Below are 25,425 nucleotides of genomic sequence, written 5' to 3' on the forward strand. Positions count from 1 at the left end.
GAAAAATAGCAAAACCAATACTTTCATTCCATAAGTAATATAAAATTAGGAGTAAATTTAACTACACTCATAAAAATAAAAATGCCTCAATAATGAGGCATCAATGGATAATATGAATAGTTTTTAATTACCAAACTGGTTGTTCATCTTGCAAGAAAGGGTTTGTTTTTCGTTCAAAACCGAGATTAGACATCGGCCCGTGACCTGGTATAAATTGAAAATCATCACCAAGAGGTAATACTTTATTTTTAATAGAGGAGATTAAGTCTTGGTGGTTACCGCGAGGAAAATCACTTCGCCCGACTCCCCCTTTAAACAATACATCACCCATTGAAATTAATTTATCAGCGTGATTCACAAAAATAATATGACCAGGGGTATGACCGGGACAATGCAACACATCAAATGTGATATTGCCACAAGTTACTTTATCCCCTTCTTCTAACCAGTAATCTGGCGTAAAATCAGGGCATTCGCCAATGTAAAACATCGCATTTTGCTCTGCGAGGTTTTCAATCCAAAAAGCGTCTTCTTTTTGTGGGCCATAAATAGGCACTGAAAAGTGCTTAGAGAGGATAGCTGATGCACCGATATGATCAGAATGGCCATGAGTTAACAGAATTTTAGTTAACTTCAACCCAAGGTTTTCAATAGTAGAAATTAATTTTTCCGCTTCTCCTCCGGGATCAACAACAACTGCATCTAACGTATTTTCATCCCAAATAACTTGGCAGTTTTGCATAAACGGTGTTACTGGGATAATAGTATATTTCATCGAGCAATTACTCCGTAATCTATGTCACCTATGCACAGATTACCACGTTCTTGCTGGTCCTGTATCGATATGTATAAAATTGCTTCGAGGATAATAACCAACGCCACCCGCTTTCATTTTCAATGCGGCTTTACGGATATTGCTCAACTGTAAACCTTCAATATGGAAATCCATTGCCTGCCCGCGTGTGTGGTAGCTTTTTTTCGCCACACCAGAGCTTTTACTGCGTAATTTATTATTAGTCTCTAGAGAACGATAACCAGAAATAAGCTGCACAGGTTTATTTGTTCCCATCATCATTTGTAATAAATAGATTTGATCAAACAGTTTGGGGTCGATGGTTTTCACTTTGTCACAACGATAGTCACGGAAAAAATGATTTAAACGTGCTAGTTCAGACTTATTGTAGCGGCGCCCATCAAAAAATTCAGTTTTTAACGATTCGCCTGTATTAATATTTTGAAAACGTAAAATACGTGGTCGAGGGGTCGTCATTGCAGCAAATACATGGCTTGGTAATAAACTAAGGCCAATCGTTGCGGCCCCAATACCTAACCATTTTCTGCGGGATTGATCAATTATATCCATAGGTGATAGCTCAGACTCTAATAAATTCAGTATTAATCGATAAAATTTTGGCAACCTATTGAGTCTAGCAAATCATGCCTAGCTTTAATGTATAATAATGTAAAGATATGCATACTTCACAGAAATTTTATTGCAATTTTCGTCAAAAAGAGAGTTTTGTCACTCAAACCGCTCGAAACATGCAATTTAAAACACAAATTATGCTGCCTTTTTCAAAGGTGAATAAAATGGTAATGGCTGAATAGCCATAAAACAATAGAATAAACAGGATAAAAACGGATTTTAGTGGAATTTTGCTGAATGGAAATGTACAGCAAAGAATATTCAGACAGTTAATTTAAATATCTAAGGGGAGAAAAACTCCCCTTTTAAATAAACAATTAGTGTAAAATCTTTTTCAAAATTGGCAAATATTTATCTGCATTATTAATAGAATTATCATACTGATAAATATCGGCTCGATATTGTGGTTGCTGGTCTTTATCTACCCAAGCAGTTTGATAGTACAGAAAAACTGGGATCCTATCGGGTATATTCACATACCGTGTTGCGCCTTCTTTCAATGCACCATCAATTCGTTTTTGTTCCCAACCAGCATCACCTAACAAAATACTGGCTAATTCGCTTGCTTTATTCACTCGCACACATCCAGAGCTTATTGCACGTGCATTACGATTAAATAAACTATGGTTTGGTGTATCGTGTAAATAAATCGCATCTGAACTCGGCATATTAAACTTGTAGCGCCCTAATGAATTGGTAGGGCCAGGGGCTTGTCGAATGCGATATGGGAAATTCGCTGGGGTGATATTTTCCCAATCTATCGCATAAGGATCAATTTCGTACGAATCGGAGCCCCAACCTGAATACACTGTATACCCTTTACGGCTAAAATAACTTGGATCTTGCTTTCCTTTTGGTGCGATATCTTTACGAGCCATACTGGTTGGCACGCTCCAAGGCGGATTAATAACCACGTTATTTAGTGCACTACTCATGATCGGTGTTTTGCGATCAGCACGACCAACAATCACTTTTGAATCTAAAATCACTTCATCATTTAAATAGAAATCTAAAGAATAGCCAGGAATATTGACTAAAATTCCGGTACCACTACTTGCAGGAATAATACGCAAGCGCTGAATATTAAGTGCCATTAAACCCGCTTTCTGCTTAGGCTGCATATTTAGCCAAACACGCGTACCTTTTCCAACCACACCATCTGCTTCTAAACCATATTGTAATTGGAATTTTTTTACAGCCTCGACGAGTTCTTGGTCATAGACTTTCGACACAGCGCTCGCTGGTGTTTCTGATGATTCGACTGTTTGTTCAACCGCCTGTTCTGCGACTTGAGCCATTGTCTCAGGAGGTTCAATTTCTTCGGTTACACTTCCACCTTCAAGTAACCCTTCACGTTGTAAGATTTGACGTAACATAACCACATCATCGCTAGACTGCCCTGGCTTTAATGTTTTCGTTCCCACAATTTCCAAATTATCTTCAGGCATCGCCAATAATTTCAACATTTCCTTGCGCATTGGCACATACATTGGATGATTTGGCGCCTGCGATTTTACCCAACTACTTAGGTTATTAGACTCAACTGCATCTAGCCATGGTTTCATTTGAGCCGTCGTGGGCGCAATAATTTTATATGGCCGATTCGTGTATAACCAATACTGCCCACTCGCTTCTATCGAAGATAAATACTGTAAATAGCCAAGCATGGCATCAGACAAAATAGCGTCACGGCCCAACTCATTTAATTGGTTATTTTCCAATATCGCCAACCATTCCCCGAATTGCGGCTGAACGCCAGCAAGAGATAATTCTGCCAATTGCTGTTGAAATTGGCTAATTGCTGTTTCATCTTGCCACAATAGCTGCATTTGCCTTTCAGCATATAGTTTTGCTAATTGCGTAGAAAAAATGGGTTTCACATCCGTAGGAAGCGACTGTGTTATTTTGGCTAAACTTTCTGTTGGTGTAACTGAAGCTATCGTTTGAACTTCAGAAACACTTTGCTGCGTATTTTCTTCGTTTGAAAATGCAGGAAATTGTAACGCCATCAACCCGCATATTACTGAGACTTGCAGAGCTCGCACTCTTCTCTTCGCCATACATCCACCTTAATTTACTACATGGATAACAATATTTTTATTATAATTACAATTTTATTGTATTTGATTTTAGCAGTAATGTTATAGGAATAGACTAATTTTCCTTTTTTCAGATTATATGCAGTTACGTTAACAATTAGTGAGAAAAAGAATTATTTTCATCATAGATAAATTCAAACATTTATTGGTGCCTTAAACATAGATGAAATTTATTTTAATTAAAAGCTTTAACTAATACTTTCTTTGCCACTTAATTCCATATAAAAAAAGTGGTTTTTATCATGGGATAATATATTTTAAAAATCGGGTTTTATTCAAATTAATTAATAATCCTGTGAAACTGCTTTTATGCTATTTGTTAAATATAAAAAAACCGATATTCATTCCTAAATACCGGCTTTCATTTTATTCACAAAGACTATTATTGCAATGAGGGTGCTTGTACATTCGGGTTTTCTTGCCCGAATCCCTTTAGGCCAACAACATGCACATGCTCATGTGTGCCAATCACTTTACGAACTAATTTATACGTCGTGCCTTTCTCTGGGCTAATATTTTCTGGTGCGGCAATAATCAATTGCATTTCAAGCCTATCGCACAGCTCAAATAACGTCGCAATAGATTTAGCATCTAATCGCGCAGCTTCATCTAAGAATAATAAACGACAAGGAATAATATCTTTCGCACGTAAACGACGAGACTCTTCTTCCCAGCTCTGTACGACCATCACTAAGATCGACATCCCAGTACCAATCGCTTCACCCGTTGATAACGCACCACTTTCCGCTTTTAGCCAGCCATCTGAACCTCTGTTCACCTCGACGTCTAACTCTAAGTAATTACGGTAATCAAGTAGTTCTTCACCTATCGTTTGTGGCAACCGCTGCCCAACATCCACTTGTGGGTTAAGGCGTTGATACAATTTCGCCATCGCTTCAGAGAATGTTAACCGTTGGCTGGTGAACAAGTCTTGATGCATTTCACTTTCTTCAGAAAGCACACTAAGTAACAATGCATGGCTTTCACGAATATTCACATTGAGGCGAACCCCTTTAACCTGGCCAAACGCCACCGCTTGCAGCCCTTGGTTTAGCATACGAATACGATTCTGCTCGCGCTGAATGGTTTTGCGAATAATATTCGCCACACTTTTTGAACTGATCGCCAATTTTTGCTCACGCGCTGTTAGCTCTTCTGTTAAACGCGCCAGTTCAATCTCCATTTGCTCGATTGCATCAATCGGGTCATCTGTACGAATAATATCTTGGCGAATACGTTCACGTAGGTGTTGGTATACCGCGATAAAGAATTTTATCTTCCGATCTGGGTGTTTTGGATCTTCAGATAAACGCAATACATCGCGTAAATGTTCGTTATCCGCAACCGCTAAACGCAGCGCACCCAAGGCTTTATCCGACATCGAACGTAAGCTATCACCGTCAGTATAGGCCAGCTCACGGCGATGTAGACGACGCTCAACGCCATTGTCTTTCACCAAGCGCATGACCGCACACCAACCTGCTTTTGCCGTCACGACCTGCTCACGCAGCATATAGTAGTCTTTTTCTAACTTACGAAGACGCTTCTGTAAGTTATCCATTTCAGCTTCACATAATGTCAGCTGTTTTTCTAACTGGTTAATACGACTACGATTTTCCATGACCCGCTGGTGCAATTCATCGCGTCGAATGCGAGCACGTTCTTGAGCATCAGGATCTGCTTTTACGCCAATCTCTTGCATTTCAACTTCGAGTTCTTTCAACATCTCTTGTTTGGTATCGAAAGAACTGCGTAACGAAGCAAGGACTTGATGGAACTGTGCACTTTGTGCTTGGTGCTGACGCAATTGTTCACGAGCACGTGTACGTTCAGTTTCTGCCTGCTCTAAACGTTGGCGTAGTTTTTCATTCAAGTCCGCATTTTCATTCACCATCCCCGTTGAATCACTGTAACTAAAGTGAGCACGGCGCTGAACGACTTCGACTAATGCAAAAGCTTGTTGTTTAGCATTTTGTTGGCTGTGTTTTGCTGCCTCATAATCTTTACGTAATTGCTCATGTTGTTCAGGGTCACTGAGCAACACGGTCACAATCGGTTCTAATTTTTCTAACGCATGACCATGCTTATTCAGAAAATGCGCGGCTTCTTCCGCTTCCGTTAGCTCTTCGCTTATCTCTTCGACTCTGTCCACCAATGTTTCATCGAGTAATAACCCCATCTGAGGTAATAAGCGATTAAGAGCCGCAAGGCTTTCTTTGCCTTGTGCAAATTGTTGACGTTGTTGCTGAGTTTGCTCTTCAAACTGTACCAAAGCACGTTCAATTTCCGAACGTTTCTGATTAAGCGTACGAATTTCAGCTTCAGGATCATCTTCAAAGGCCACCGAAATATGTTGACCAATAAACCGACTGAATGCTTGGTGTGAACGCTGAATTTTCTGTACGTCAAATGACAGGTTCGCGTAACGCTCAGCCAGCTCATCACGCTCAGCAGTTAATGACTCTAAATGACTTTCACGAGCAGCACGACCAAACAAAGGCAATTCAGGATAACGAGAGTAACGCCATTGACGCTCAGACGAACGGACTAATACCGCACTTTCAAATTCTTGTGCATCAAAAACGCTGTCATCGAACGATTGAGGATCCCCTTCGATAAAATAAACATCATCAGGGCAATCTTGTAATGTTTCGAGCTGGCTACGGACCACAGATAAGTCTTGAACCACAATACCATGACGAGCAGGGCCATATAATGCAGAAAAATAAGCCGCATCTTCAATGGTAATATCATCATAAATTTCAGATAACAAAACACCATTAAAGCGCTCTGCCAACGCTAACATGCGGCCATCTTCCGCACCGCTTGGCTGGCTTAGCCGCTCAATTTGCTTTTCGAGATCTTTACGTTGCGCAGCAACTTCATCTCGTTCAACCGTTATTTCCCTTTCTTGTTCGAGGAGTTGCTGCATAAATTCAGTCACTGCAGTACTTGACTCAAACGTTTCATGAGATTGCTCATTAAGCTGTGTTAGTGCTTCTTGAGCCATAATCCATGCGGGAGCTTTAGATGAAAGTTGGCTAATACGCAGGCGAATTTGTTCCAATTCTTGGCGCATTTGCATCCGCCTTTCGCCACTCTCATTCACACCAACACTAAGTTCCTCTTGTTGTGCTTCCAGTTCAGCCATAAATGCGTCAAGCTCATCTGGCTCATAGCTTTGCCCATGACGTTTACAAAATTCCGCCAACATACGTTCTGCATTTTGCTGGCTATTCAAACGCTGTTGTAATTCAGAGAGTTGCATACGTAACGGTTGCACTCGCTCCGCTAAATGCTGTTGAGATGACCAATCACGTAATAATGTACGCGCTTGTTGGTATGCATCACTGCGGCTAACTTCCCCTATCATATTTTTAACTAATTGATAGGCTTGTTCAAATTGGCTATGAGCAGCATCCGCTACACTTATTTTTTGCTCAAGCGCTAATAACGTTTGAGTTGCTTGTTGCTCACGCGCTTCGAAGGTATCTAACCATTCATCTGCATTATCAATGGATAATTCAGGAAGTTGACACAATTCACGAGCACGCGTTAAAGCATGCAACGCTTGTTGGTACTGAATAGCGCGTGTTTGTTGTACATCCAAAGCTTGTTGGTAATCGGCGAGTTGATTTTTTAGTTCGTCAACTTCAATTTCAGCGGCTTCAGCTCGTGCTTCATATTCTTCTTGAGTTTCAGTCGCCTCAGCAACAACTTCACTTTGTTCTTCAAGACGATAAGTCAGTTCTTCGATGTCTGCTTGATAGCGATCGATTTTTTCTTGTTGACGCAGCGCGGCTTGCACTAAATTTAAATGGTCACTGGCTGCTTGGTAGTCCGCTTCTAATTCTGTAGAAGCCCCATTCTGCTCATTCAACTCACGCGCCATTTCGACACTGCGGACTTGTTCAATTCGCAATTGTTTACGGCTGGCTAATAGCTCATTGCGCGCAGCTAGTGCTGCATCAAGGTGAATGCGTCTTTCATTGGAATGGCGCATATAATCCGCAGAAACATAATCAGTCGCCTGGCTAATTAAATGTTTGAATAAGTCGCGGTCTGATTGAGTGACACGAATGGCTTCTAATGTTAAACGGTTTTCACGCAAAGCCGCTTCCATATCTTGGAATGCTTTACGTACCCCACTGTTTTCTGGCAATAAATAATCACGTAATGAGCGGGTGATTGCGCTAGAAATACCGCCATATAGTGACGCTTCAATCAGTCGATAATATTTGCTTCGATCACTCGCGGAGCGTAAACGTTTAGGTAAAACCCCTAATTCAAACAGGGTCGAATGGTAATCGGTAATTGAGCTAAACTGCTTAAATAAAACGCCTTCCTGTTCCTCAAGACGTTCTTTTAGTTCATTGAGTGGAATGACTTTGGCTTGTCGCCCATCGATAACTTCCGTCAATATTTCCGTTGGAACTGTCGCCAATGGAATGCCTTGTACCATAAATGGCTTAATATCAACTTTCTTATCGCGCCCAGCGACTTGCTGTAAACGCACACCCACCATGACACGCTGATGCTTCGAGTTTAATACATCCAAAATAGCGTAGCAGACACCTGGGCGTAATTTCCCGTGTAAGCCTTTATCCCGCGAACCAGATGTCGCACCGGCTTCCGTTGTGTTACGGAAGTGAAGTAAGGTTAAATCGGGGATCATTGCGGTAATAAACGCCGCCATTGTGGTTGATTTACCCGCACCATTACCACCCGATAACGTGGTCACTAATTCATCAAGGTCAAAGGTTCGGGCAAAAAAACCGTTCCAATTCACCAGCGTCAGTGAGCGAAATTTTCCGCGTTCAATCATTATTCTTCATCCTCATCACTTTCTGCCGGTTCTTGACTCTCTTCGCCATCCTCTTCATCACCATCTTTTAGTGATAATTCACCGTCAAGAGAGATAGCTTCACCATCACGGATCATCCTTAACTGTGCATCTTGTGGGTTATCACCACTGCGTACATCGGCACCAAAACGAAATACAGATTCGCTAATAATAAATTTACTTGAATCATTTTGCAGAAAATGCACCATTCCCAAACGGCGTAAGCGATTGAGTGATGTTCTTAATTTTTCCTGCAATTTTTGTTTATCTAGGTCAGAACCTGTCGAACGTTGATTAACAAATTTAAGTAATTTGCTTTCATCCGCTAATGATAACAATTCTTCAAATAACTCTTGTGAGGTAAAAATACCTTGGTTACTCAAGCGTTCAGGGCTGAGATAGAGATAACAAAGAATTTTTCCAACCATCATATCTAATTCAGATAACACGGAGCGAGGTATTAAGGTTGTTGAGCGCGGACGTAAATAAAAGAAACCTTCAGGGGCGCGAATTAGCTCTACGTTATACCGTGCATAAAATTGTTCTAATGCTTCCTGAAAATCCATTAAAAATGCGTGGTTATCAAGGTCATCAACACTAATATGGCGACCTGAACGCAATTGGCTATCTAGCTCTGGAAAAATCGGGTTAGCTAATGCTTGAGCCAGCTTAACTGGCATAAATTGTTCAATATTTGTCGATGACATGTGCCTGTACCTTGGCTCCGTGATCATTAATAGCTTGCCATTCTGCCGGTAATCCCGCCAAATCAGCCTCTGCGATACCTAATTTAACAGCTTGGTCGATAATAATTCGAGCAACATCAAAATGACGTTTTTGTGGGTATTGCAGTAAGTAGTCATGCAACACACGGCCCACATCGAGTGGCCGCTGCTCTGTTTTATAAATGGCTAACTCAATTTCCATTAGCTCTGCAAGCTTGTCATTTAATTCACTAAACTCTTCAAATTCAAGCTCTGGGGGTAATTCACCCATGACTTCTTCATCATGCAACGCAAGCTCTTCATCACGCATATCGAATAATCGATCCGCATTGGCGTAAGTGAGTGCCCAAGGGCTATCAAGGTAATGCTGAACAGATTGACGTAACCGCTGAGAAAAAATTCTATTTTTGTCCATATCGATGGCCGTACGGATAAACTTATGAACATGACGATCATAACCAATCCATAAATCGATAGATTGTTGACCCCAGCTAACGATACGATCTAATTTATTTTGCAGGTCAAAAACCAGCCTATCCACTAAATCCGAGAACGCTGGCGCATTCATATTGGCTTCTTGAATACGTAATAAATTCGCTTGCAGTTTATCCCCTGCAGCTTCCAATGTGTCTTGCAACTCACGCAATGTACCTGATGTTTCTGAGAGTAATTGCTCACAGTTAGCGATAGCTGCCTGCCAGTCTTGATTTAATAATGCCGCAATATCTTCTTTTACTGAATTTTGTTGTTCATCCATAATGCGTTGCGATAAATCAATACTGTCAAAAATTTCAGCAACTGAATATTTTAGTGGAGCAAACACATAACGATGCCAATAAAATTCATCGCCCCCTTCCTCAGCAGCCTCAGCGGCACGTTGTAGTTCTCCAGCAACAATAGAAAGCTGCATGGAAAGTCTTAATGTTGAGAACTCTCGCTGACGAATATAATAATCGCTGATACCAATCCCCAAAGGGGTTAGGCGGTAAATTGCATTACCTTCAACAATGTCACTAGCAAAACGGTTAAATATCTTCTGGCGAACCATATCATTGATAGCATTATTGGCTCTTACCGCCAAAGATTCAGTCGTCTGTTCAAACCCTTTGCAAACCTCACGAAAGGCATCAATCAGCTCCCCTTCACTCATTTCACCATTGACTCTTTCACTGTTTAATACCGCTACCGCGAGCAAAAATGCTAAACGTTCAGCGGGAAGTGAAATCGAAAAATCATTTTTTCGTGCCCAAGACACAAGTTCAGGGACGGTCTGGGAAAAATCACTCATAAATCGTCCTTTTGTATTTGTTTGCGTGCCATGACATGAATATAACGCCCCATGCTAATATAGGGTTCTTCACGGCAATACTGCTGTTCTAATGCCAACAATGCCGGAAAATCTTTCTGCTGTAACTGCCGACTTTGTAAATAGTCATGGAATACCCTGACACCACTTTTACCGATAATTTGCATATTACACTCACCCAACCAAGCATCAACTTGATGAGGAAAAAGCGGTTTTTGTGGTGATAACGAGCGTTTACGACGACGTTGAATATGTGGCGTTGCAAGATGAAAATTTCCCAAAATTGCGTTACGCATCACCAAGCCATTTGCATTATAGAACATGACAGAAAATACGCCTTCAGGTCTAATTATATCTACCAGTTGTTCAATTGCATATTTTTGATCGCTAATCCATTCAAGTACTGCATGAAATAAAACAAGGTCAACCGGTTCATCAATATACTGAGCTATGTCTTGCGCTGCACAATGAATAAAACGCATGTTATCGCTTATGCCTTGTTCCTTGGCGAGTTCACCGGCGCGCTCCAACATCTCTTCGGATAAATCGCAAAGTATCACTTGATGTCCCATTTCGGCTAGTTTGCGTGAAAAATGCCCTTCTCCCCCGCCTGCATCAAGTATTTTTAGGGTTTTCCCTTCAAATTGGCTGCACAATAATTGAGTTAAATCTTGCCAAACTACCGCTTCTCGTATTTTTCCTTTTGTCGTTCCGTAGATATTTTTTGCAAATTTATCGACAATATCATCAAAGTTGCGGTCTGCCATGTGCTATCCGGTTGCCTATCATCTATTATTTAAAGCGGTTTATGCGCCAATTTGTCGCGAAAAAACGTAAAATGGTTGATTACACCCTGATACTGGGAAAATTAATGCTAACCAGAAATATTCTCACATTGTATTGCACTTATCACATACAATGCGAAGCGACAGTTAAAGCAGGAATTATAACAGATAATCGCTATATTTTTGCATAGTACTTTATTGTACTCAGCAAATTTCAATTTAGTGCTATTAAACACTAATTTGTTATTTTTACGCCAATTTAGCTGCTTTATTGCGTTTTTTTTCTGTAAACACCACCACAACGATTGTTCGATAACCCTTAAGAATAGGCTTAGTTATGTTATTTCTCTTAAAAAAATATATTGGTTCGCTATTGATGCCATTACCATTATTGCTCATCGTCGGGTTTATCGGGTTACTTTTGCTTTGGTTCACGCGCTGGCAACGTTGTGGGAAAGCATTTGCTACCCTAAGTTTAGTTTTAATAACCCTATTAGGGTTACAGCCTATTTCAGATACTTTGCTTGCTCCTGCAGAAAAGCAATTTAATAAACGCTATGAACTTATCACTGAAACTCCACCTCAAGAGGTACGTTACATTGTTGTACTCGGAGGCGGTTTTACATATAACCCTGATTGGAGTCCAAGTTCTAACCTATTGAATAATAGCTTACCTAGAGTGACTGAAGGCGTCCGCCTTTATCTTAACCACCCCGGCAGTAAACTCATTTTCACTGGTGGTAAAGCAAGTAGCCCTATCAGCAGTGCCGAAGTTGCCGCACAAGTCGCTCAATCCTTGGGGGTTCCTGCACAGGATACGATCCCACTCACTGAACCCAAAGATACACAAGAAGAAGCTTATGAAGTTGAAAAAATTATTGGGAAATCGCCTTTTTTATTAGTAACTTCTGCTAACCATTTACCTCGAGCGATGACTATGTTTACTCAACGGGGAATGAACCCTTTCCCTGCACCCGCAAACCAGTTAGTTATCACGAGTGAAATTAATCCATGGGAGAAATATATCCCTTCCTCGTATTACTTCGGTCATAGTGAACGTGCTTGGTATGAATTTCTTGGTACGCTTTGGTGGCATTTAAAACCCAATAATACACAAACGTTAGAAGAGCAGCTTGCCACGCCTGATGTTATTACCGCTGAATAGTAACAAAAAAGGTGTAATCTATTGAGATTACACCTTTCATTTAGCTAAATAGCATATTGGCCATTCCCGCTATTAGGGAAATTCTGACTACGGAATAAATTGCTTTCTAACTAGTTCAAGATCTTCAGGGGTATCAACACCAGCACCTGGCGTAGTTTTCGCAACATCCACATGAATTTTCTCTCCATACCAAAGCACCCTAAGTTGCTCTAACATTTCGATTTTTTCTAATGGGCTTGCTTCCCACTTAATATAACGGCGAATAAACCCTGCACGATAAGCGTATATACCAATATGACGTAAAAAGGTATCACCTATTGTGTCTTGGCTTTTCGCAAAGTTGTCTCTATCCCAAGGGATGGTTGCCCGAGAAAAATACAATGCATAACCTTCGTGATCGGTAACAACCTTCACCGCATTTGGGTTAAACGCTTCATGGGCATCATTAATAGGCACAGCTAGAGTCCCCATTTCAGCTTTGCTCCCCTGAAGGTTATGAGCAACTTGGCTGATAATCTCAGGTGGAATTAAAGGTTCATCACCTTGCACATTCACGATGATTTCATTGTCAGAAAAAGCGTAGGTGTCGATAACTTCAGCCAATCTTTCAGTTCCAGATTGATGGTTTGGATCTGTCATACAAGCTTCACCACCTGCTTCAATCACCGCTTTAGCAACATCAGAGTGATCTGTCGCAACTATCACTCGACTAGCCCCTGATTTAATCGCTTGCTCCATCACTCGAACAACCATCGGCTTGCCGTGGATGTCAGCCAAAGGTTTACCAGGTAGACGTGTTGACGCATAACGAGCAGGAATAATAACCGTAAACATGATGATTACTGGCCTTCATCTAATGAAACAGGGCGCGCTTCATTTTCTAGCAATACAGGAATGCCATCACGAATGGGATAGGCTAGATGATCAAACTTACAGATAAGTTCAAGGTTTTCTTTGTTATAACTCAATTTGCCGTGGCATACAGGACAGGCAACGATTTCAAGTAAACGGTGATCCATGTTTTCTCCCGAATGGATTTTAACTCACTTGGAGTCAGGATATCACATGCAGATATCACCGTTAACTTTAATCTTCCTGAATAAGATCTCCTGCAGGAGATGAGAGGATAAGCAGGAGAAATTGTTCTGTTTATTATTTAATAAGCAATAACGTCAGCTGCCGTTACGCCATCCGAATTACGAGTAACAGAGAACTCAACGTTTTGACCTTCGAATAATGATTTGATTTTTTTATTAGCAATTGACTTTGTTGTCACAAACACATCATCACCACCATTGAATGGGGAAATAAAACCATAACCTTCTTTTGCGTCAAACCATTTAACTCGACCCATATGTAATTGAAAATTCATATTAAAACTCCTTTTGTTCTGAGAACAATATTTTTTTTATCTTTGTATCATTACTCTTTCTTGCTTCCCATTTATAAATTGCCGATCTATTAATACATCAAAGAGTAATTAAACTTTACCAATTCATGCGCACAAATCATTGTGCATATTTTATAACGCTCATATATGTAGATTTCAGACACCGCAAATCTACTGCGAAGTTAACAGTCTATTTTGACATTATGATGACAAAACGCAGTGACAACGACTTTACAGTGTAGATTGTGCGAGGATATGAAGACTAACTAAAGAACGGAGCGTGAAATTTAAGCTAGTATAAAATCCAATTATCAATGTATTGCATCTAGATACATAATAAGTGGATCTATATCACATTGGCGATATTATTATCACAGAGAAACGTTATAGACAAGTTTTTTTGTTATTTGTGATAAGTTTTTTTATTCCGCTTAAGATTTTTTCAGCATCAGTTGTCTGTAATTGTGCTTGGACTGGCAGGAACCACCAATTCGGCTGAGCAAAAGCACGGCATTTCACCGCATCCTTTTCAGTCATTAATAAGTTTTGTTCATTTTTAACTAACCGTGAAAGCTGTTTTAATTCATATGACTGGTGGTCAGCAAAAGCATGAGTGTTAATGACGTCTACCCCTTTGTTTTCTAATGAGGTAAAAAAACGAGGTGGATGACCAATGCCTGCCATTGCGATAACCGCAGGTAATTGTGTAACCGCTCGTTTTTCCCCACTAACAAGGTTACAAGCAACATCACCTTCAAGGGCCATTAAGGCTTCATTTTCTTGAGCTTCACCGCCGTTAACAACAACAGCATTAACACTTTTCAAACGCCCAGCCCTTTCGCGCATAGGCCCTGCAGGTAACCACCAACCATTACCAAACCGACGTTGACCATCAATAACGACAATTTCGTAGTCACGTTGCAAAGCATAATGTTGCAACCCATCATCAGTAATAATCACATCTAATGGAAATTTCTCTAATAAGGCTTTAACTGCATCACTACGCTTGGGGGCAACCGCTACAGGAGATTTAGTACGATGAAAAATTAATACGGGCTCATCTCCTGCAACTTCAGTTGTCGTTGTTTCATCGAGTATCAGCGGGTACTTTTCAGATTTACCACCATAACCTCGAGAAACAACCCCTACACGGTAGCCTTCTTTAGTAAGTGATTCCACTAACCAGATAACAACAGGGGTTTTACCATTTCCCCCCGCTGTCAGGTTTCCAACCACTACTACTGGAATTGGGGCTTTCCATGAACGTTTTAGCCCGATTTTATAAACCATATCTCTAATTACCGTTACTAACCCATAAAGGAAAGATAACGGCAGTAATAAGAGATACAGCCATGATTTACCAGACCAAATACGTTCTATCATTGTTTAAATTGAATACTATGTAATTGTGAATATGCACCATCTTGAGCTAATAGCGATGCATGGTTACCACGTTCAATGATTCGTCCATCTTGTACAACTAATATTTCATCCGCATTTTCTATCGTCGATAACCGGTGGGCAATGACCAAAGATGTTCTATTTTTCTGTAACTCGTCGAGGGCCGCTTGAATAGCACGTTCAGACTCTGTATCTAGTGCAGACGTCGCCTCATCAAGAATAAGAATTGGAGCGTCACGTAGAAGTGCTCGAGCAATCGCTATTCTTTGACGTTGTCCGCCAGAAAGCATCACACCATTTTCGCCAATAACAGTATCTAGACCTTTTTCAAGTTTAGCAATGAAATCCATTGCATAGGCCATTTCTGCAGCTTTCTCTATTTGCTTACGGCTGTAGCTACCATCTGTTGCATAAGCAATATTATTCGCTATCGTATCGTTAAATAGATAAACATGCTGAGAAACCAACGCGACTTGGCTACGTAATGAAGACAATGTGTATTCGCGGATGTCATGGCCATCAATTTGAATAGACCCTTCATCAATGTCATAAAAACGAGTAATCAAATTTGCAATTGTGGATTTACCTGAGCCTGATCGCCCAACTAGAGCAACTGATTTTCCTGCTGGCAAAGTAAACGAAACATCGTCTAACGCAGGATGCTCTTTGGTTGCATAGGTAAAGGTGACATGCTCAAATTTAATATCACCTTTAACTTCTTTAAGTACTTTGGTTCCGTTATCTTTCTCTTGTTCAGAATCTAAGATAGCAAATAAAGTTTGGCAAGCCGCCATACCACGTTGGAATTGAGAGTTAACATTCGTTAATGATTTTAACGGACGCATCAATGCAAACATTGATGAGAATACAACAGCAATTGTACCCGATGTTAATTCATCACGAATTTCAGGAAAACTCGCAGCATATAGAACAAATGCTAATGCAAATGATGCAATTAACTGAACAATAGGGTCTGAAATTGCTGAAGCGGTTACCATTTTCATATTTTGGCGGCGCATATTGTTACTGACTTTATTAAAACGTTCAGTCTCAACTTTCTGCCCACCAAAAATTAAAACTTCTTTATGGCCTTTTAACATTTGTTCAGCACTAGCCGTCACATGCCCCATACCCGTTTGCATATTTTTACTGATCTTACGAAAACGTTTGGAGACAATACGAATAGTGATTGATACAACGGGGGCGATCACGATTAAAATAAGGGAGAGTTGCCAGCTATAATAAAACATCATCGCAAACAACCCGATGATGTAAGCACTTTCCCGAATAATTGTAATTAATGCCCCAGAAGAAGAGGATGCAACTTGTTCTGAGTCATAGGTAATCCTAGATAACAGTGTTCCTGTCGATTGCTGGTCAAAAAAACTAACCGGCATTCCCATCATATGACCAAATAATTTACGGCGCATGTTCATCACGACTTTACCTGCAACCCACGAAACACAATAGGTTGAAACAAAGCTAGACCCACCACGAACAACCATTAATCCTAACACCGCGAGCGGAAGCCATTTTAAAACGTCATTATCTGCCTTATCAAAGCCTTCATCCAATAAAGGTTTTAATAAAGAAATCATAAACGCGTCACCTGCTGCGTTTATGATAAGTGCTATTGCTGCAACGATTAAACCCGCTTTAAAAGGCGCTATTATTGGCCACAAGCGACGAAAAGTTTGTTTTGTCGAAAGGTCTTTATCATTCATACTTTTAATTACCAGACTTAATGTAAGCGCACTATTCTACTCGGGAAATAGCGGTAAGCCAAACCACAGATGATACCAGCGGGGCTGAATTTCATAGCGATAACGCGAAATCTGAATTTTTTCCTTTTTAAACCATAAAGTTAACTGCCCATCTTCTGCTGTATTTAACCATTTAATGTTACTATTTTTATATCTAAAATAGACTTTTGGAGATGGAATTTTCCATGCACTATACCTTGCTGATGATACTACCACCATTGAAGGTTGAACATTTCTTAACAATAAATCTGTTGATGAAGTGCTGCTTCCATGATGTGGAGCGAAAAGAAGAGTCGAACGTAATCGATTTTTGTACATTTCAACAAGTGATTTCTCCCCTTGTTTTTCGATATCCCCTGTTAATAAAATTTTATGGTAGCCATCCGTTAATTGAATGACACAAGAATCATTGTTATGCGATATTGGCGCTAACTTTTCAGGCCATAATACTTCAAAAGTTAATATTCCCCACCGCCATTTTTGACCTTTAAAACATGGAAGGTGAGCCATATTTTTTATCTTATTAAGTTTATTATTTTTTTTTCCTGTATGCCGAAGTTTTTTGTGGCCCAAAACTACTTCTTACACTTAGCCATGGATATTGCTGGATTAAATAATTAGCCCCTCCAGTGTGATCTAAATGATTATGGCTTAAAATTACTCCAATTGGGGTTATATCATGATATTTAAGAAAAGGAATAATTTGACGCTGTGCATTGCTATCCCCTTTCCATGCATTACCTGTATCATAGAGTAATGCCACATTATTTTGTTCTATCACAACTGCCAAACCGTGTCCGATATCTAATACCGTCATTCTCCAGCCTTCTTTGAATTGTTTACCACTTCCCCTTTCTAAGAAAATCAAAATAACCACACAACTAACAAGCCCGAAATAACGCTTATACCACTTAAATAAAACGACAATGATACTTAGCCAACATATTAAGAATAAATAATAGGGGACATTGATGAATTCTGACCAAAAAGTACTTAAATAAGGTAATGGTTTTAGTCCTAAGGCTATAACGCTATCTATCACATATAAAAGCGACTGCTGAACTACTTCTATTGGCACTAAAAATACGACAAAAATAGCAGGAACAACACACCAGGAAACGAGCGGGACAAACCAAAGGTTAGCCACTAAACCCATTATGTTAATACCATTAAATATGATAAGTTGCATTGGAATAAGTAATACTAGTAAGCCAATTTGTAAGTGTATTAATCCTATAATTTTTCCCTGAACACCTTTAGCTAAATGATATGGTAGTGGAAATATCGATAACCAATAAAGAATGGCTAGAACAGCGAAACTAGACAACCAAAAACTATCTGACAAAATCGCCAATGGATCAAATAATAATATTCCCGCTATACTCCAAAGAGCCCATTGCCAAACAAAATACCTTGCTGGTTTATTTTTAATATATATCCATAATAGTAAGGCAAATAATGCTCGAGTCGCAGGGATAGCAAACCCCGAGATCCACGCATAAAAAACAGCTAACCCCAAACCTATTACTGTTGGTAGTATTTCATTGATATATTTTATTGGTAAAAAATATTGAATTCCTCGAGTAATAAAAATACCAAACAAGTAAGCTAAGCCAATATGCAAACCTGATATGGCCATTAAATGTGTTAAGCCCGTTTTTTGTAGTAAATAGGCTTGATCTGCGGCTAATAAACTTCTATCACCAAACATTAACCCATAAATAACTCCTTTATTAGACAATGGATTAATTAGTTCCATGTAGTTATAAATGATTTTTTGCCTTACAGAACACCTCATTTGTAATGGTTTTACTTTTTGGCTTTTCAAAACCCCTATAATTCTATTAGCTAAATAGTAGCGTTGTAGATTAAATCCACCTTCATTTAGTGAGCTGTGCAATGGCCTTACTTTACCATTGATTCGCCAAGATTGCCCTGCGCAAACAGATTCTTTTGTTTTCCATGTAGCATATAAAGGCGGAAAAACAATACGGTTGTTAATTTTTTCAATACGTACTTTGATTTTTTGCTCTTTGTTATTCAAAGGAGTACCAATAATAATCACATCAATATCATTATTTTGGTTAGATAGATAATTAACATGATTAATAATGTTAACTCCATGCCAATTACCCCACAGGAAAAACATAATAATTAATGCTAAAAATTTACCTAACTTACCAAATACAAAAAACATTATTATCAACGTAAAAAATAAAAAAACAAATAACAATTCACTCAACATTATAATTTTAGGTATAAATAAAAGTGGTAACGTACCAAAAATCAATGCAATAGAAGCCATTGTTATCGAAACAGGTAAACTTTTACTAAAGATTGAATTATATTTTTCGAGTCGATTGTTTAGCCATCTTATTATGTAGATGATATTTTCTATCAATTTTTGTATCCCTACATAGCATTTATTCGCTTTAGTTTATTTATTTCTATTATTTTTTTAAAGTTTCCTTCTTTTATTTTACGTAGCGCTTTCCAATATATTTTTCACCGACAAAAAAGTACATATTCGTTTGCGAGGAGCTTCGCAAAATATGGATATACCACTCAATATGGTTTTGAATTGGTTTTAATATTTTTTATAAATATAGAGAGGTGTTGGTGTTGGTGTTGGTGTTGGTGTTGGTGTTGGTGTTGGTGTTGGTGTTGGTGTTGGTGTTGGTGTTGGTGTTGGTGTTGGTGTTGGTGTTGGTGTTGGTGTTGGTGTTGGTGTTGGTGTTGGTGTTGGTGTTGGTGTTGGTGTTGGTGTTGGTGTTGGTGTTGGTTAGATATAAAAAACAGTGCCGTATAGAATACAAGCACTGTTTTGATGTAATAATTAAGATTTACAGCCTAATTATTGGCCGTAAATATTTACACGATCACGTAATTCTTTACCTGGTTTAAAATGAGGAACATATTTACCTTCTAGTTCCACTTTATCACCAGTTTTCGGGTTACGGCCAACGCGTGGAGCACGGTAGTGAAGAGAAAAACTGCCGAAACCACGGACTTCAATACGTTCACCGTTAGCTAACGTATCCGCCATATGCTCAAGAATTTCCTTTACAGCTTCCTCAACGGTTTTTGCTGAAAGATGAGACTGCTGGCTAGCCAGTCTTTCAATTAATTCAGACTTGGTCATAGTACCTCCCTAAACTACCGTTACAAAGGGACAACACTACTGTTGTCCCCACTTAATTATTCGCCTTTAGCTGCTTTGAAAGCTTCAGCCATAGCATTGTTGCCGAATGCTGTATCTTCTTGTTTGTTCACAGCTGCGACAGCGTCTTTCTCATCAGCTTCGTCTTTAGCGCGAACAGACAGGTTGATTACACGGTTTTTACGATCAACACCAGTGTATTTAGCTTCAACATCATCACCAACGTTCAGAACCAGAGTTGCATCTTCAACACGGTCACGTGAAGCTTCTGATGCACGCAGGTAACCTTCAACGCCCAGTGTCAGCTCAACAGTTGCACCTTTAGCATCAACTGCGATTACTTTACCAGTCACGATTGCGCCTTTCTTAGTTGCTGCTAAGTAGTTATTGAATGGATCTTCAGCTAACTGTTTAACACCTAAAGAAATACGCTCACGCTCTGCGTCGACTTGCAGAACAACAGCTGCGATTTCATCACCTTTTTTGTATTCACGAACTGCTTCTTCGCCTGCAACGTTCCAGGAGATGTCAGACAGGTGAACCAGGCCATCGATGCCGCCGTCCAGACCAATGAAGATACCGAAGTCAGTGATAGACTTGATTTTACCTTCAACGCGGTCGCCTTTGTTGTGAGTCTCAGCAAATTGCTGCCATGGGTTAGATTTGCACTGTTTCAGGCCCAGTGAGATACGACGACGTTCTTCATCGATATCCAGAACCATAACTTCAACAACATCACCAACATTAACAACTTTAGATGGGTGAATGTTTTTGTTAGTCCAATCCATTTCTGAAACGTGAACCAGACCTTCAACGCCTTCTTCGATTTCTACGAAGCAGCCATAGTCAGTCAGGTTAGTAACGCGACCAGTCAGTTTAGTACCTTCTGGGTAACGTTTAGCGATTGCGACCCAAGGATCTTCGCCCAGTTGTTTCAGACCCAGAGAAACACGAGTGCGCTCACGGTCGAATTTCAGAACTTTAACATTGATTTCATCACCAACGTTGACGATTTCGCTTGGGTGTTTAACACGTTTCCAAGCCATGTCAGTGATATGCAGCAGGCCGTCAACACCGCCCAGATCAACGAATGCACCGTAGTCAGTAAGGTTCTTAACGATACCTTTAACTTCCATGCCTTCTTGCAGATTTTCCAGCAGTTGATCGCGCTCAGCGCTGCTTTCAGATTCAATTACAGCACGACGAGAAACAACAACGTTGTTGCGTTTCTGATCCAGCTTGATTACTTTGAACTCAAGCTCTTTGCCTTCCAAGTGAGTAGTATCACGAACTGGACGTACATCAACCAGTGAACCTGGTAAGAACGCACGAATACCGTTCAGTTCAACAGTGAAACCACCTTTAACTTTACCGTTGATAACACCAGTTACAGTTTCAGCTTCTTCGTAAGCTTTTTCCAGCATCAGCCATGCTTCATGACGTTTAGCTTTCTCACGAGACAGGATAGTTTCACCGAAACCATCTTCTACTGCATCCAGAGCTACATCGATTTCATCGCCAACTTGGATTTCTAGCTCACCCTGAGCATTTTTGAACTGTTCTACTGGGATAGCAGATTCTGATTTAAGACCTGCGTCAACAAGGACTACGTCTTTATCGATGGCAACAACAGTACCACGGACGATAGAACCAGGACGAGTTTCAATATTCTGCAGGGATTCTTCAAAGAGTTGAGCAAAAGATTCAGTCATATTAATGATCTTCAAGAGTTTTAAATTAACGTCCACTTAGCTTCCCGCCAAATGGGGTTGTTTCACATACCCCACAACATTCCATGTCGCAAGGTTGATGCTATGCTAATAATATAATCACATAGCGATAACTGCGTATATTATCTAATTATAAGCTAAAATAAAGCCTATTATCACGATAATTGTAGAATTTTTTTTGCATAGGTGTGTGCTTTTTCAATAACTTCCCCAATAGACATACTTGTGGAATCCAGCACTAATGCGTCTTTCGCGGCAATAAGGGGGGCAACAGAACGGTTACGATCACGAAAATCACGTTCTTCAATTTCGCTCAAAAGACGTTCAAAATTAACATCAAAACCTTTCTCTTGCAACTGCTTCATCCGCCGATGAGCCCGTTCTTCAGCTGAGGCATCAAGAAAAATTTTTACTGGTGCATCGGGGAAAACCACCGTTCCCATATCACGGCCATCAGCAATAAGCCCAGGTAGTGTTCTAAATGCACGTTGGCGTCGAAGTAAAGCTTCACGTACGCGAGGAAAAGTTGCTGTTTGGGATGCCGTATTTCCTACTGTTTCGGTTCTAATTTGATTTGAAACATCTTCCCCTTCCAGAATGACTTTCAGTACATTGTCTTCAGGAACAAATTTCACATCTAAATTTGCAGCCAAAGGAACTAACGCATCTTCGGATTGGATATCAACATGGTGATGTAACGCAGCTAACGCTAATACACGATAAATTGCGCCTGAGTCTAAAAGTTGCCACCCAAATTCGTTTGCTAATGCTTGGCAAAGTGTACCTTTACCTGCTCCGCTTGGTCCATCAACGGTGATTACAGGGGCTATCGCCACCATAAAAAATCTCCTTTTCTGCAAATAGCCGAGCTACCCGCAATTAAAATCTGTGAAAGTATTATACCAATTCAGTAGATTTGTGAAATAAGCAGGTTCTGATGATTGCTAAAAAATAAGAAAAAATTGATATTTGAACCATAAAAATTAGGTTGATATCAAACAAAGTAATATCAACCTAATCAATAAATTAATGACTTAAACGTGCCAGCTGTTCGAAGTAATCAGGAAATGTTTTTGCCGTGCAGCCCGGATCCAAAATTGTTACTGGCGTATCTGATAACGCAACTAATGAAAAACACATCGCAATACGATGGTCGTTATAGGTTTCAATTACAGCATGCTGTAATTTTTTCGGTGGAACCACACGAATATAATCATGCCCTTCTTCCACTTCAGCACCAACTTTTCTCAGCTCTGTCGCCATCGCATATAACCTGTCGGTCTCTTTTACTCGCCAGTTATAGATATTACGTATCACTGTTTCGCCTTCAGCAAATAGAGCGACGGTGCCAATAGTCATTGCCGCATCAGGAATCGCATTCATATCCATGTCAATGCCCGTCAATGTTCCGCGTTCACATTCAACGTAGTCATCACCCCAACGAATAGTCGCGCCCATTTTTTCTAATACGTTGGCAAATTTAGTGTCCCCTTGCAAACTATTGCGCCCAATTCCTGTTACACGCACTACGCCCCCCTTAATGGCGGCCGCAGCGAGGAAATAAGACGCTGATGAAGCATCACCTTCCACTAAATATTCGCCTGGTGATTGGTATTGTTGCTGCCCTTTGATAACGAAATATTCATATTGATGATTTTCGACATTAACACCGAACGTTTTCATTAATGCTAATGTGATATCAATGTAAGGTTTGGAGACTAACTCGCCAATAATTGTAATTGTTGTGTCTTGCTCTGCACGTGGAGCCGCCATTAACAGCGCAGTTAAAAACTGGCTGGAAACAGACCCATCGACTGAAATTTGACCACCGATAAAACCACCTTTTAAACGTAGTGGCGGGTAGTTTTCTTGTTCCAAATATTCAATCTCTGCACCACCTTCCATTAATGCATCGACCAAGTGCCCAATTGGGCGCTCTTTCATGCGAGGCTCACCCGTTAAAATAATATTATTACGGCTTAGTGATAGTGCTGCAGTCAGTGGGCGCATTGCCGTTCCCGCATTGCCTAAAAATATTTCTAGCTCATCTGGATGAGATAAATTTCCGCCTAAACCTTCCACACGACAACGTGTTTTATCTTCAGACAGTTGGTAGCTAACACCTAACTGGGTTAATGCATTCAGCATATGGCGAATATCATCACTGTCCAATAAATTAGTGAGTGTGGTCGTTCCTTTAGCCATCGCTGCTAATAACAGTGCGCGGTTTGAGACACTTTTTGACCCTGGCAAATTAATTGTGCCGTTAATTGAAGGAATAGGTTGTAATGTCAGGGATTGCATAAAAAGCAGTTTCTCCAGTGAAGTTTTGCAAGTAAATAAAATTTGGCTCTATTTTCTTTTAAGTCAAATACAAAGAGCACAAATAACCGACTGAACATCCTATTTCAGTCGGCAAATCTCATTATTGAGCGTTATGACGTTCAAAATCAGCCATAAAGTCAACCAAAGCCTGAACTCCCGCTAATGGCATCGCATTATAGATTGATGCACGCATACCACCAGCCACTTTGTGGCCTTTCAGCGAAAGTAAGCCTTGTTCTTTGGCTTCGTCAATAAATTTCGCATCAAGGGCTGGATTTTGCATTTGGAACGGTACATTCATCCAAGAACGGTTTTGAACTGCAACACGGTTAATATAGAACTGGCTATCATCAATTGCATTGTAGAGTAATTGTGATTTTTCATAATTACGCTTAGCCATTTCTTGCAAACCGCCTTGCTCTTTTAACCATTTGAAGACCATACCTGCGAGATACCAAGCGAAAGTCGGTGGAGTATTAAACATTGAATCATGTTTTGCTAATACCGTGTAATCAAATACGGATGGAGTCTGAGGTGAAGCTTTACCGAGTAGGTCTTCTCGGATAATAACGATAGTTAGTCCTGCTGGCCCAATATTTTTTTGAGCCCCTGCATAAATTACACCATAACGGCTTACATCAATCGGTTTAGATAAGATAGAAGAGGAATAGTCAGCAACAATAATTTTATCTTCAGGGAAGTCAGGTTCCTCATGAATAGCTAAACCGCCTATGGTTTCATTTGGGCAATAATGGACATAAGCTGCATCATCACTTAATGGCCATTCTTTCATGGGTTTTAAACTCACTACACCGTCTTTTTCTTCAGTAATTTGAATCACATTAGGAGAGCAGTATTTTTCAGCTTCTTTTGCTGCAGACTCGGACCAATAGCCGCTTACAATATAGTCTGCTGTCGTTTTATCACCTAATAAATTCATTGGTAACGTTGCAAAATGGGCCCGTGCCCCGCCGTGACAAAATAAAACTTTATAGTTATCAGGGATGTTTAATAAATCACGTAGATTTTGCTCTGCTTCTGTTGCCACTTCGACAAAGTCTTTTCCGCGGTGACTCACTTCCATCACAGAAACGCCTAACCCCTTCCAATTACAAAATTCTTGTTCAGCACGACGCATGACTTCAACAGGTAGCATAGCTGGACCTGCACTGAAATTATAAACCTGACTCATTGACCTCACCCTATCCATCTTCAATTATGGTTAATAAAATTCACTCAGATAGTTAAAGTTGTACCACTCCAAGCCTTTAGCTGCAACGGTTATTGTCAGCAAGTCCAAAAAAGAA

21 protein-coding genes are annotated in these 25,425 nt (G+C 40.0%); 1 reads left to right on the forward strand and 20 read right to left on the reverse strand.

The window, feature by feature from the left end; translation table 11 throughout:
• Positions 1-127: 127 nt before the first annotated feature.
• The 7 genes from FVA69_RS14090 to cmoM form a co-directional block, all read right to left on the reverse strand.
• The gene (locus tag FVA69_RS14090) at positions 128-775 is read right to left on the reverse strand and encodes an MBL fold metallo-hydrolase (RefSeq protein WP_164528978.1); all 648 of its coding nucleotides are present in this window, start codon (positions 773-775) and stop codon (positions 128-130) included.
• 39 nt (positions 776-814) lie between these two features.
• Positions 815-1,363: a YcbK family protein gene (locus FVA69_RS14095; protein WP_004256173.1), complete on the reverse strand. Its 549-nt coding sequence runs from the start codon at positions 1,361-1,363 to the stop codon at positions 815-817.
• A 380-nt stretch (positions 1,364-1,743) separates the two neighbouring features.
• Positions 1,744-3,486, reverse strand: a complete 1,743-nt coding sequence (gene ldtD / locus FVA69_RS14100; protein ID WP_164528979.1) for a L,D-transpeptidase — start codon at positions 3,484-3,486, stop codon at positions 1,744-1,746.
• Between the two features lie 421 nt (positions 3,487-3,907).
• Positions 3,908-8,350, reverse strand: coding sequence for a chromosome partition protein MukB (mukB, locus tag FVA69_RS14105; protein ID WP_164528980.1), 4,443 nt, complete (start codon positions 8,348-8,350; stop codon positions 3,908-3,910).
• Entirely contained in the window at positions 8,350-9,075 is a 726-nt protein-coding gene (gene mukE, locus FVA69_RS14110; RefSeq protein WP_004909591.1) for a chromosome partition protein MukE, read from the reverse strand. The genes mukB and mukE overlap by 1 nt, the downstream gene beginning before the upstream one ends.
• A complete protein-coding gene (gene mukF, locus FVA69_RS14115; RefSeq protein ID WP_109911049.1) occupies positions 9,056-10,381 on the reverse strand; it encodes a chromosome partition protein MukF in 1,326 nt (441 codons plus the stop codon). Before mukF ends, mukE begins: the two co-directional genes overlap by 20 nt.
• A complete protein-coding gene (cmoM, locus tag FVA69_RS14120; RefSeq protein ID WP_004909582.1) occupies positions 10,378-11,166 on the reverse strand; it encodes a tRNA uridine 5-oxyacetic acid(34) methyltransferase CmoM in 789 nt (262 codons plus the stop codon). The genes mukF and cmoM overlap by 4 nt, the downstream gene beginning before the upstream one ends.
• Positions 11,167-11,521: 355 nt before the next feature.
• Here cmoM and elyC point away from each other — a divergent pair, with 355 nt between their 5' ends.
• A complete protein-coding gene (elyC, locus tag FVA69_RS14125; RefSeq protein WP_164528981.1) occupies positions 11,522-12,349 on the forward strand; it encodes an envelope biogenesis factor ElyC in 828 nt (275 codons plus the stop codon).
• An 87-nt stretch (positions 12,350-12,436) separates the two neighbouring features.
• Here elyC and kdsB read toward each other — a convergent pair whose 3' ends face one another.
• From kdsB to serC, 13 genes are all read right to left on the reverse strand, one after another.
• Entirely contained in the window at positions 12,437-13,183 is a 747-nt protein-coding gene (gene kdsB, locus FVA69_RS14130) for a 3-deoxy-manno-octulosonate cytidylyltransferase (RefSeq protein ID WP_164528982.1), read from the reverse strand.
• A 5-nt stretch (positions 13,184-13,188) separates the two neighbouring features.
• The gene (locus FVA69_RS14135) at positions 13,189-13,368 is read right to left on the reverse strand and encodes a Trm112 family protein (protein ID WP_004256203.1); all 180 of its coding nucleotides are present in this window, start codon (positions 13,366-13,368) and stop codon (positions 13,189-13,191) included.
• A gap of 137 nt (positions 13,369-13,505) precedes the next feature.
• Complete coding sequence (locus FVA69_RS14140) at positions 13,506-13,721, reverse strand: cold-shock protein (protein ID WP_004909576.1); 216 nt, start codon at positions 13,719-13,721, stop codon at positions 13,506-13,508.
• A gap of 402 nt (positions 13,722-14,123) precedes the next feature.
• Positions 14,124-15,122 carry a tetraacyldisaccharide 4'-kinase gene (gene lpxK / locus FVA69_RS14145; RefSeq protein WP_004909572.1) on the reverse strand — a complete coding sequence of 333 codons (999 nt, stop codon included), beginning with the start codon at positions 15,120-15,122 and terminating at the stop codon, positions 14,124-14,126.
• A complete protein-coding gene (gene msbA, locus FVA69_RS14150) occupies positions 15,119-16,864 on the reverse strand; it encodes a lipid A ABC transporter ATP-binding protein/permease MsbA (protein WP_004909568.1) in 1,746 nt (581 codons plus the stop codon). Before msbA ends, lpxK begins: the two co-directional genes overlap by 4 nt.
• A 36-nt stretch (positions 16,865-16,900) precedes the next feature.
• Positions 16,901-17,476, reverse strand: coding sequence for an MBL fold metallo-hydrolase (locus tag FVA69_RS21395; protein ID WP_238789246.1), 576 nt, complete (start codon positions 17,474-17,476; stop codon positions 16,901-16,903).
• Entirely contained in the window at positions 17,436-19,304 is a 1,869-nt protein-coding gene (locus FVA69_RS14155; RefSeq protein WP_238789247.1) for a DNA internalization-related competence protein ComEC/Rec2, read from the reverse strand. The genes FVA69_RS21395 and FVA69_RS14155 overlap by 41 nt, the downstream gene beginning before the upstream one ends.
• A gap of 164 nt (positions 19,305-19,468) precedes the next feature.
• Positions 19,469-19,723, reverse strand: coding sequence for a hypothetical protein (locus tag FVA69_RS21705; RefSeq protein ID WP_164528983.1), 255 nt, complete (start codon positions 19,721-19,723; stop codon positions 19,469-19,471).
• A 34-nt stretch (positions 19,724-19,757) separates the two neighbouring features.
• Complete coding sequence (gene ihfB / locus FVA69_RS14165) at positions 19,758-20,045, reverse strand: integration host factor subunit beta (protein ID WP_004256221.1); 288 nt, start codon at positions 20,043-20,045, stop codon at positions 19,758-19,760.
• A gap of 56 nt (positions 20,046-20,101) precedes the next feature.
• Entirely contained in the window at positions 20,102-21,775 is a 1,674-nt protein-coding gene (gene rpsA / locus FVA69_RS14170; RefSeq protein WP_004909559.1) for a 30S ribosomal protein S1, read from the reverse strand.
• Positions 21,776-21,948: 173 nt separating this feature from the next.
• Positions 21,949-22,632, reverse strand: a complete 684-nt coding sequence (cmk, locus tag FVA69_RS14175) for a (d)CMP kinase (RefSeq protein WP_004909557.1) — start codon at positions 22,630-22,632, stop codon at positions 21,949-21,951.
• A 187-nt stretch (positions 22,633-22,819) separates the two neighbouring features.
• A complete protein-coding gene (gene aroA / locus FVA69_RS14180) occupies positions 22,820-24,097 on the reverse strand; it encodes a 3-phosphoshikimate 1-carboxyvinyltransferase (RefSeq protein WP_164528984.1) in 1,278 nt (425 codons plus the stop codon).
• A 121-nt stretch (positions 24,098-24,218) separates the two neighbouring features.
• Entirely contained in the window at positions 24,219-25,310 is a 1,092-nt protein-coding gene (gene serC / locus FVA69_RS14185) for a 3-phosphoserine/phosphohydroxythreonine transaminase (protein ID WP_164528985.1), read from the reverse strand.
• Positions 25,311-25,425 lie beyond the last annotated feature (115 nt).

This window comes from Providencia sp. PROV004 (assembly GCF_011045615.1).
Taxonomy (GTDB): Bacteria; Pseudomonadota; Gammaproteobacteria; order Enterobacterales; family Enterobacteriaceae; genus Providencia; species Providencia rettgeri.

Coding starts and splice junctions, on each gene's coding strand:
- ldtD (WP_164528979.1), bottom strand. CDS start 3,486: ATGGCGAAGAGAAGAGTGCGAGCTCTGCAAGTCTCAGTAATATGCGGG.
- FVA69_RS14090 (WP_164528978.1), bottom strand. CDS start 775: ATGAAATATACTATTATCCCAGTAACACCGTTTATGCAAAACTGCCAA.
- kdsB (WP_164528982.1), bottom strand. CDS start 13,183: ATGTTTACGGTTATTATTCCTGCTCGTTATGCGTCAACACGTCTACCT.
- elyC (WP_164528981.1), top strand. CDS start 11,522: ATGTTATTTCTCTTAAAAAAATATATTGGTTCGCTATTGATGCCATTA.
- FVA69_RS14135 (WP_004256203.1), bottom strand. CDS start 13,368: ATGGATCACCGTTTACTTGAAATCGTTGCCTGTCCTGTATGCCACGGC.
- msbA (WP_004909568.1), bottom strand. CDS start 16,864: ATGAATGATAAAGACCTTTCGACAAAACAAACTTTTCGTCGCTTGTGG.
- ihfB (WP_004256221.1), bottom strand. CDS start 20,045: ATGACCAAGTCTGAATTAATTGAAAGACTGGCTAGCCAGCAGTCTCAT.
- aroA (WP_164528984.1), bottom strand. CDS start 24,097: ATGCAATCCCTGACATTACAACCTATTCCTTCAATTAACGGCACAATT.
- lpxK (WP_004909572.1), bottom strand. CDS start 15,122: ATGATAGAACGTATTTGGTCTGGTAAATCATGGCTGTATCTCTTATTA.
- serC (WP_164528985.1), bottom strand. CDS start 25,310: ATGAGTCAGGTTTATAATTTCAGTGCAGGTCCAGCTATGCTACCTGTT.
- mukE (WP_004909591.1), bottom strand. CDS start 9,075: ATGTCATCGACAAATATTGAACAATTTATGCCAGTTAAGCTGGCTCAA.
- FVA69_RS14095 (WP_004256173.1), bottom strand. CDS start 1,363: ATGGATATAATTGATCAATCCCGCAGAAAATGGTTAGGTATTGGGGCC.
- rpsA (WP_004909559.1), bottom strand. CDS start 21,775: ATGACTGAATCTTTTGCTCAACTCTTTGAAGAATCCCTGCAGAATATT.
- FVA69_RS14140 (WP_004909576.1), bottom strand. CDS start 13,721: ATGAATTTTCAATTACATATGGGTCGAGTTAAATGGTTTGACGCAAAA.
- cmk (WP_004909557.1), bottom strand. CDS start 22,632: ATGGTGGCGATAGCCCCTGTAATCACCGTTGATGGACCAAGCGGAGCA.
- mukF (WP_109911049.1), bottom strand. CDS start 10,381: ATGAGTGATTTTTCCCAGACCGTCCCTGAACTTGTGTCTTGGGCACGA.
- cmoM (WP_004909582.1), bottom strand. CDS start 11,166: ATGGCAGACCGCAACTTTGATGATATTGTCGATAAATTTGCAAAAAAT.
- mukB (WP_164528980.1), bottom strand. CDS start 8,350: ATGATTGAACGCGGAAAATTTCGCTCACTGACGCTGGTGAATTGGAAC.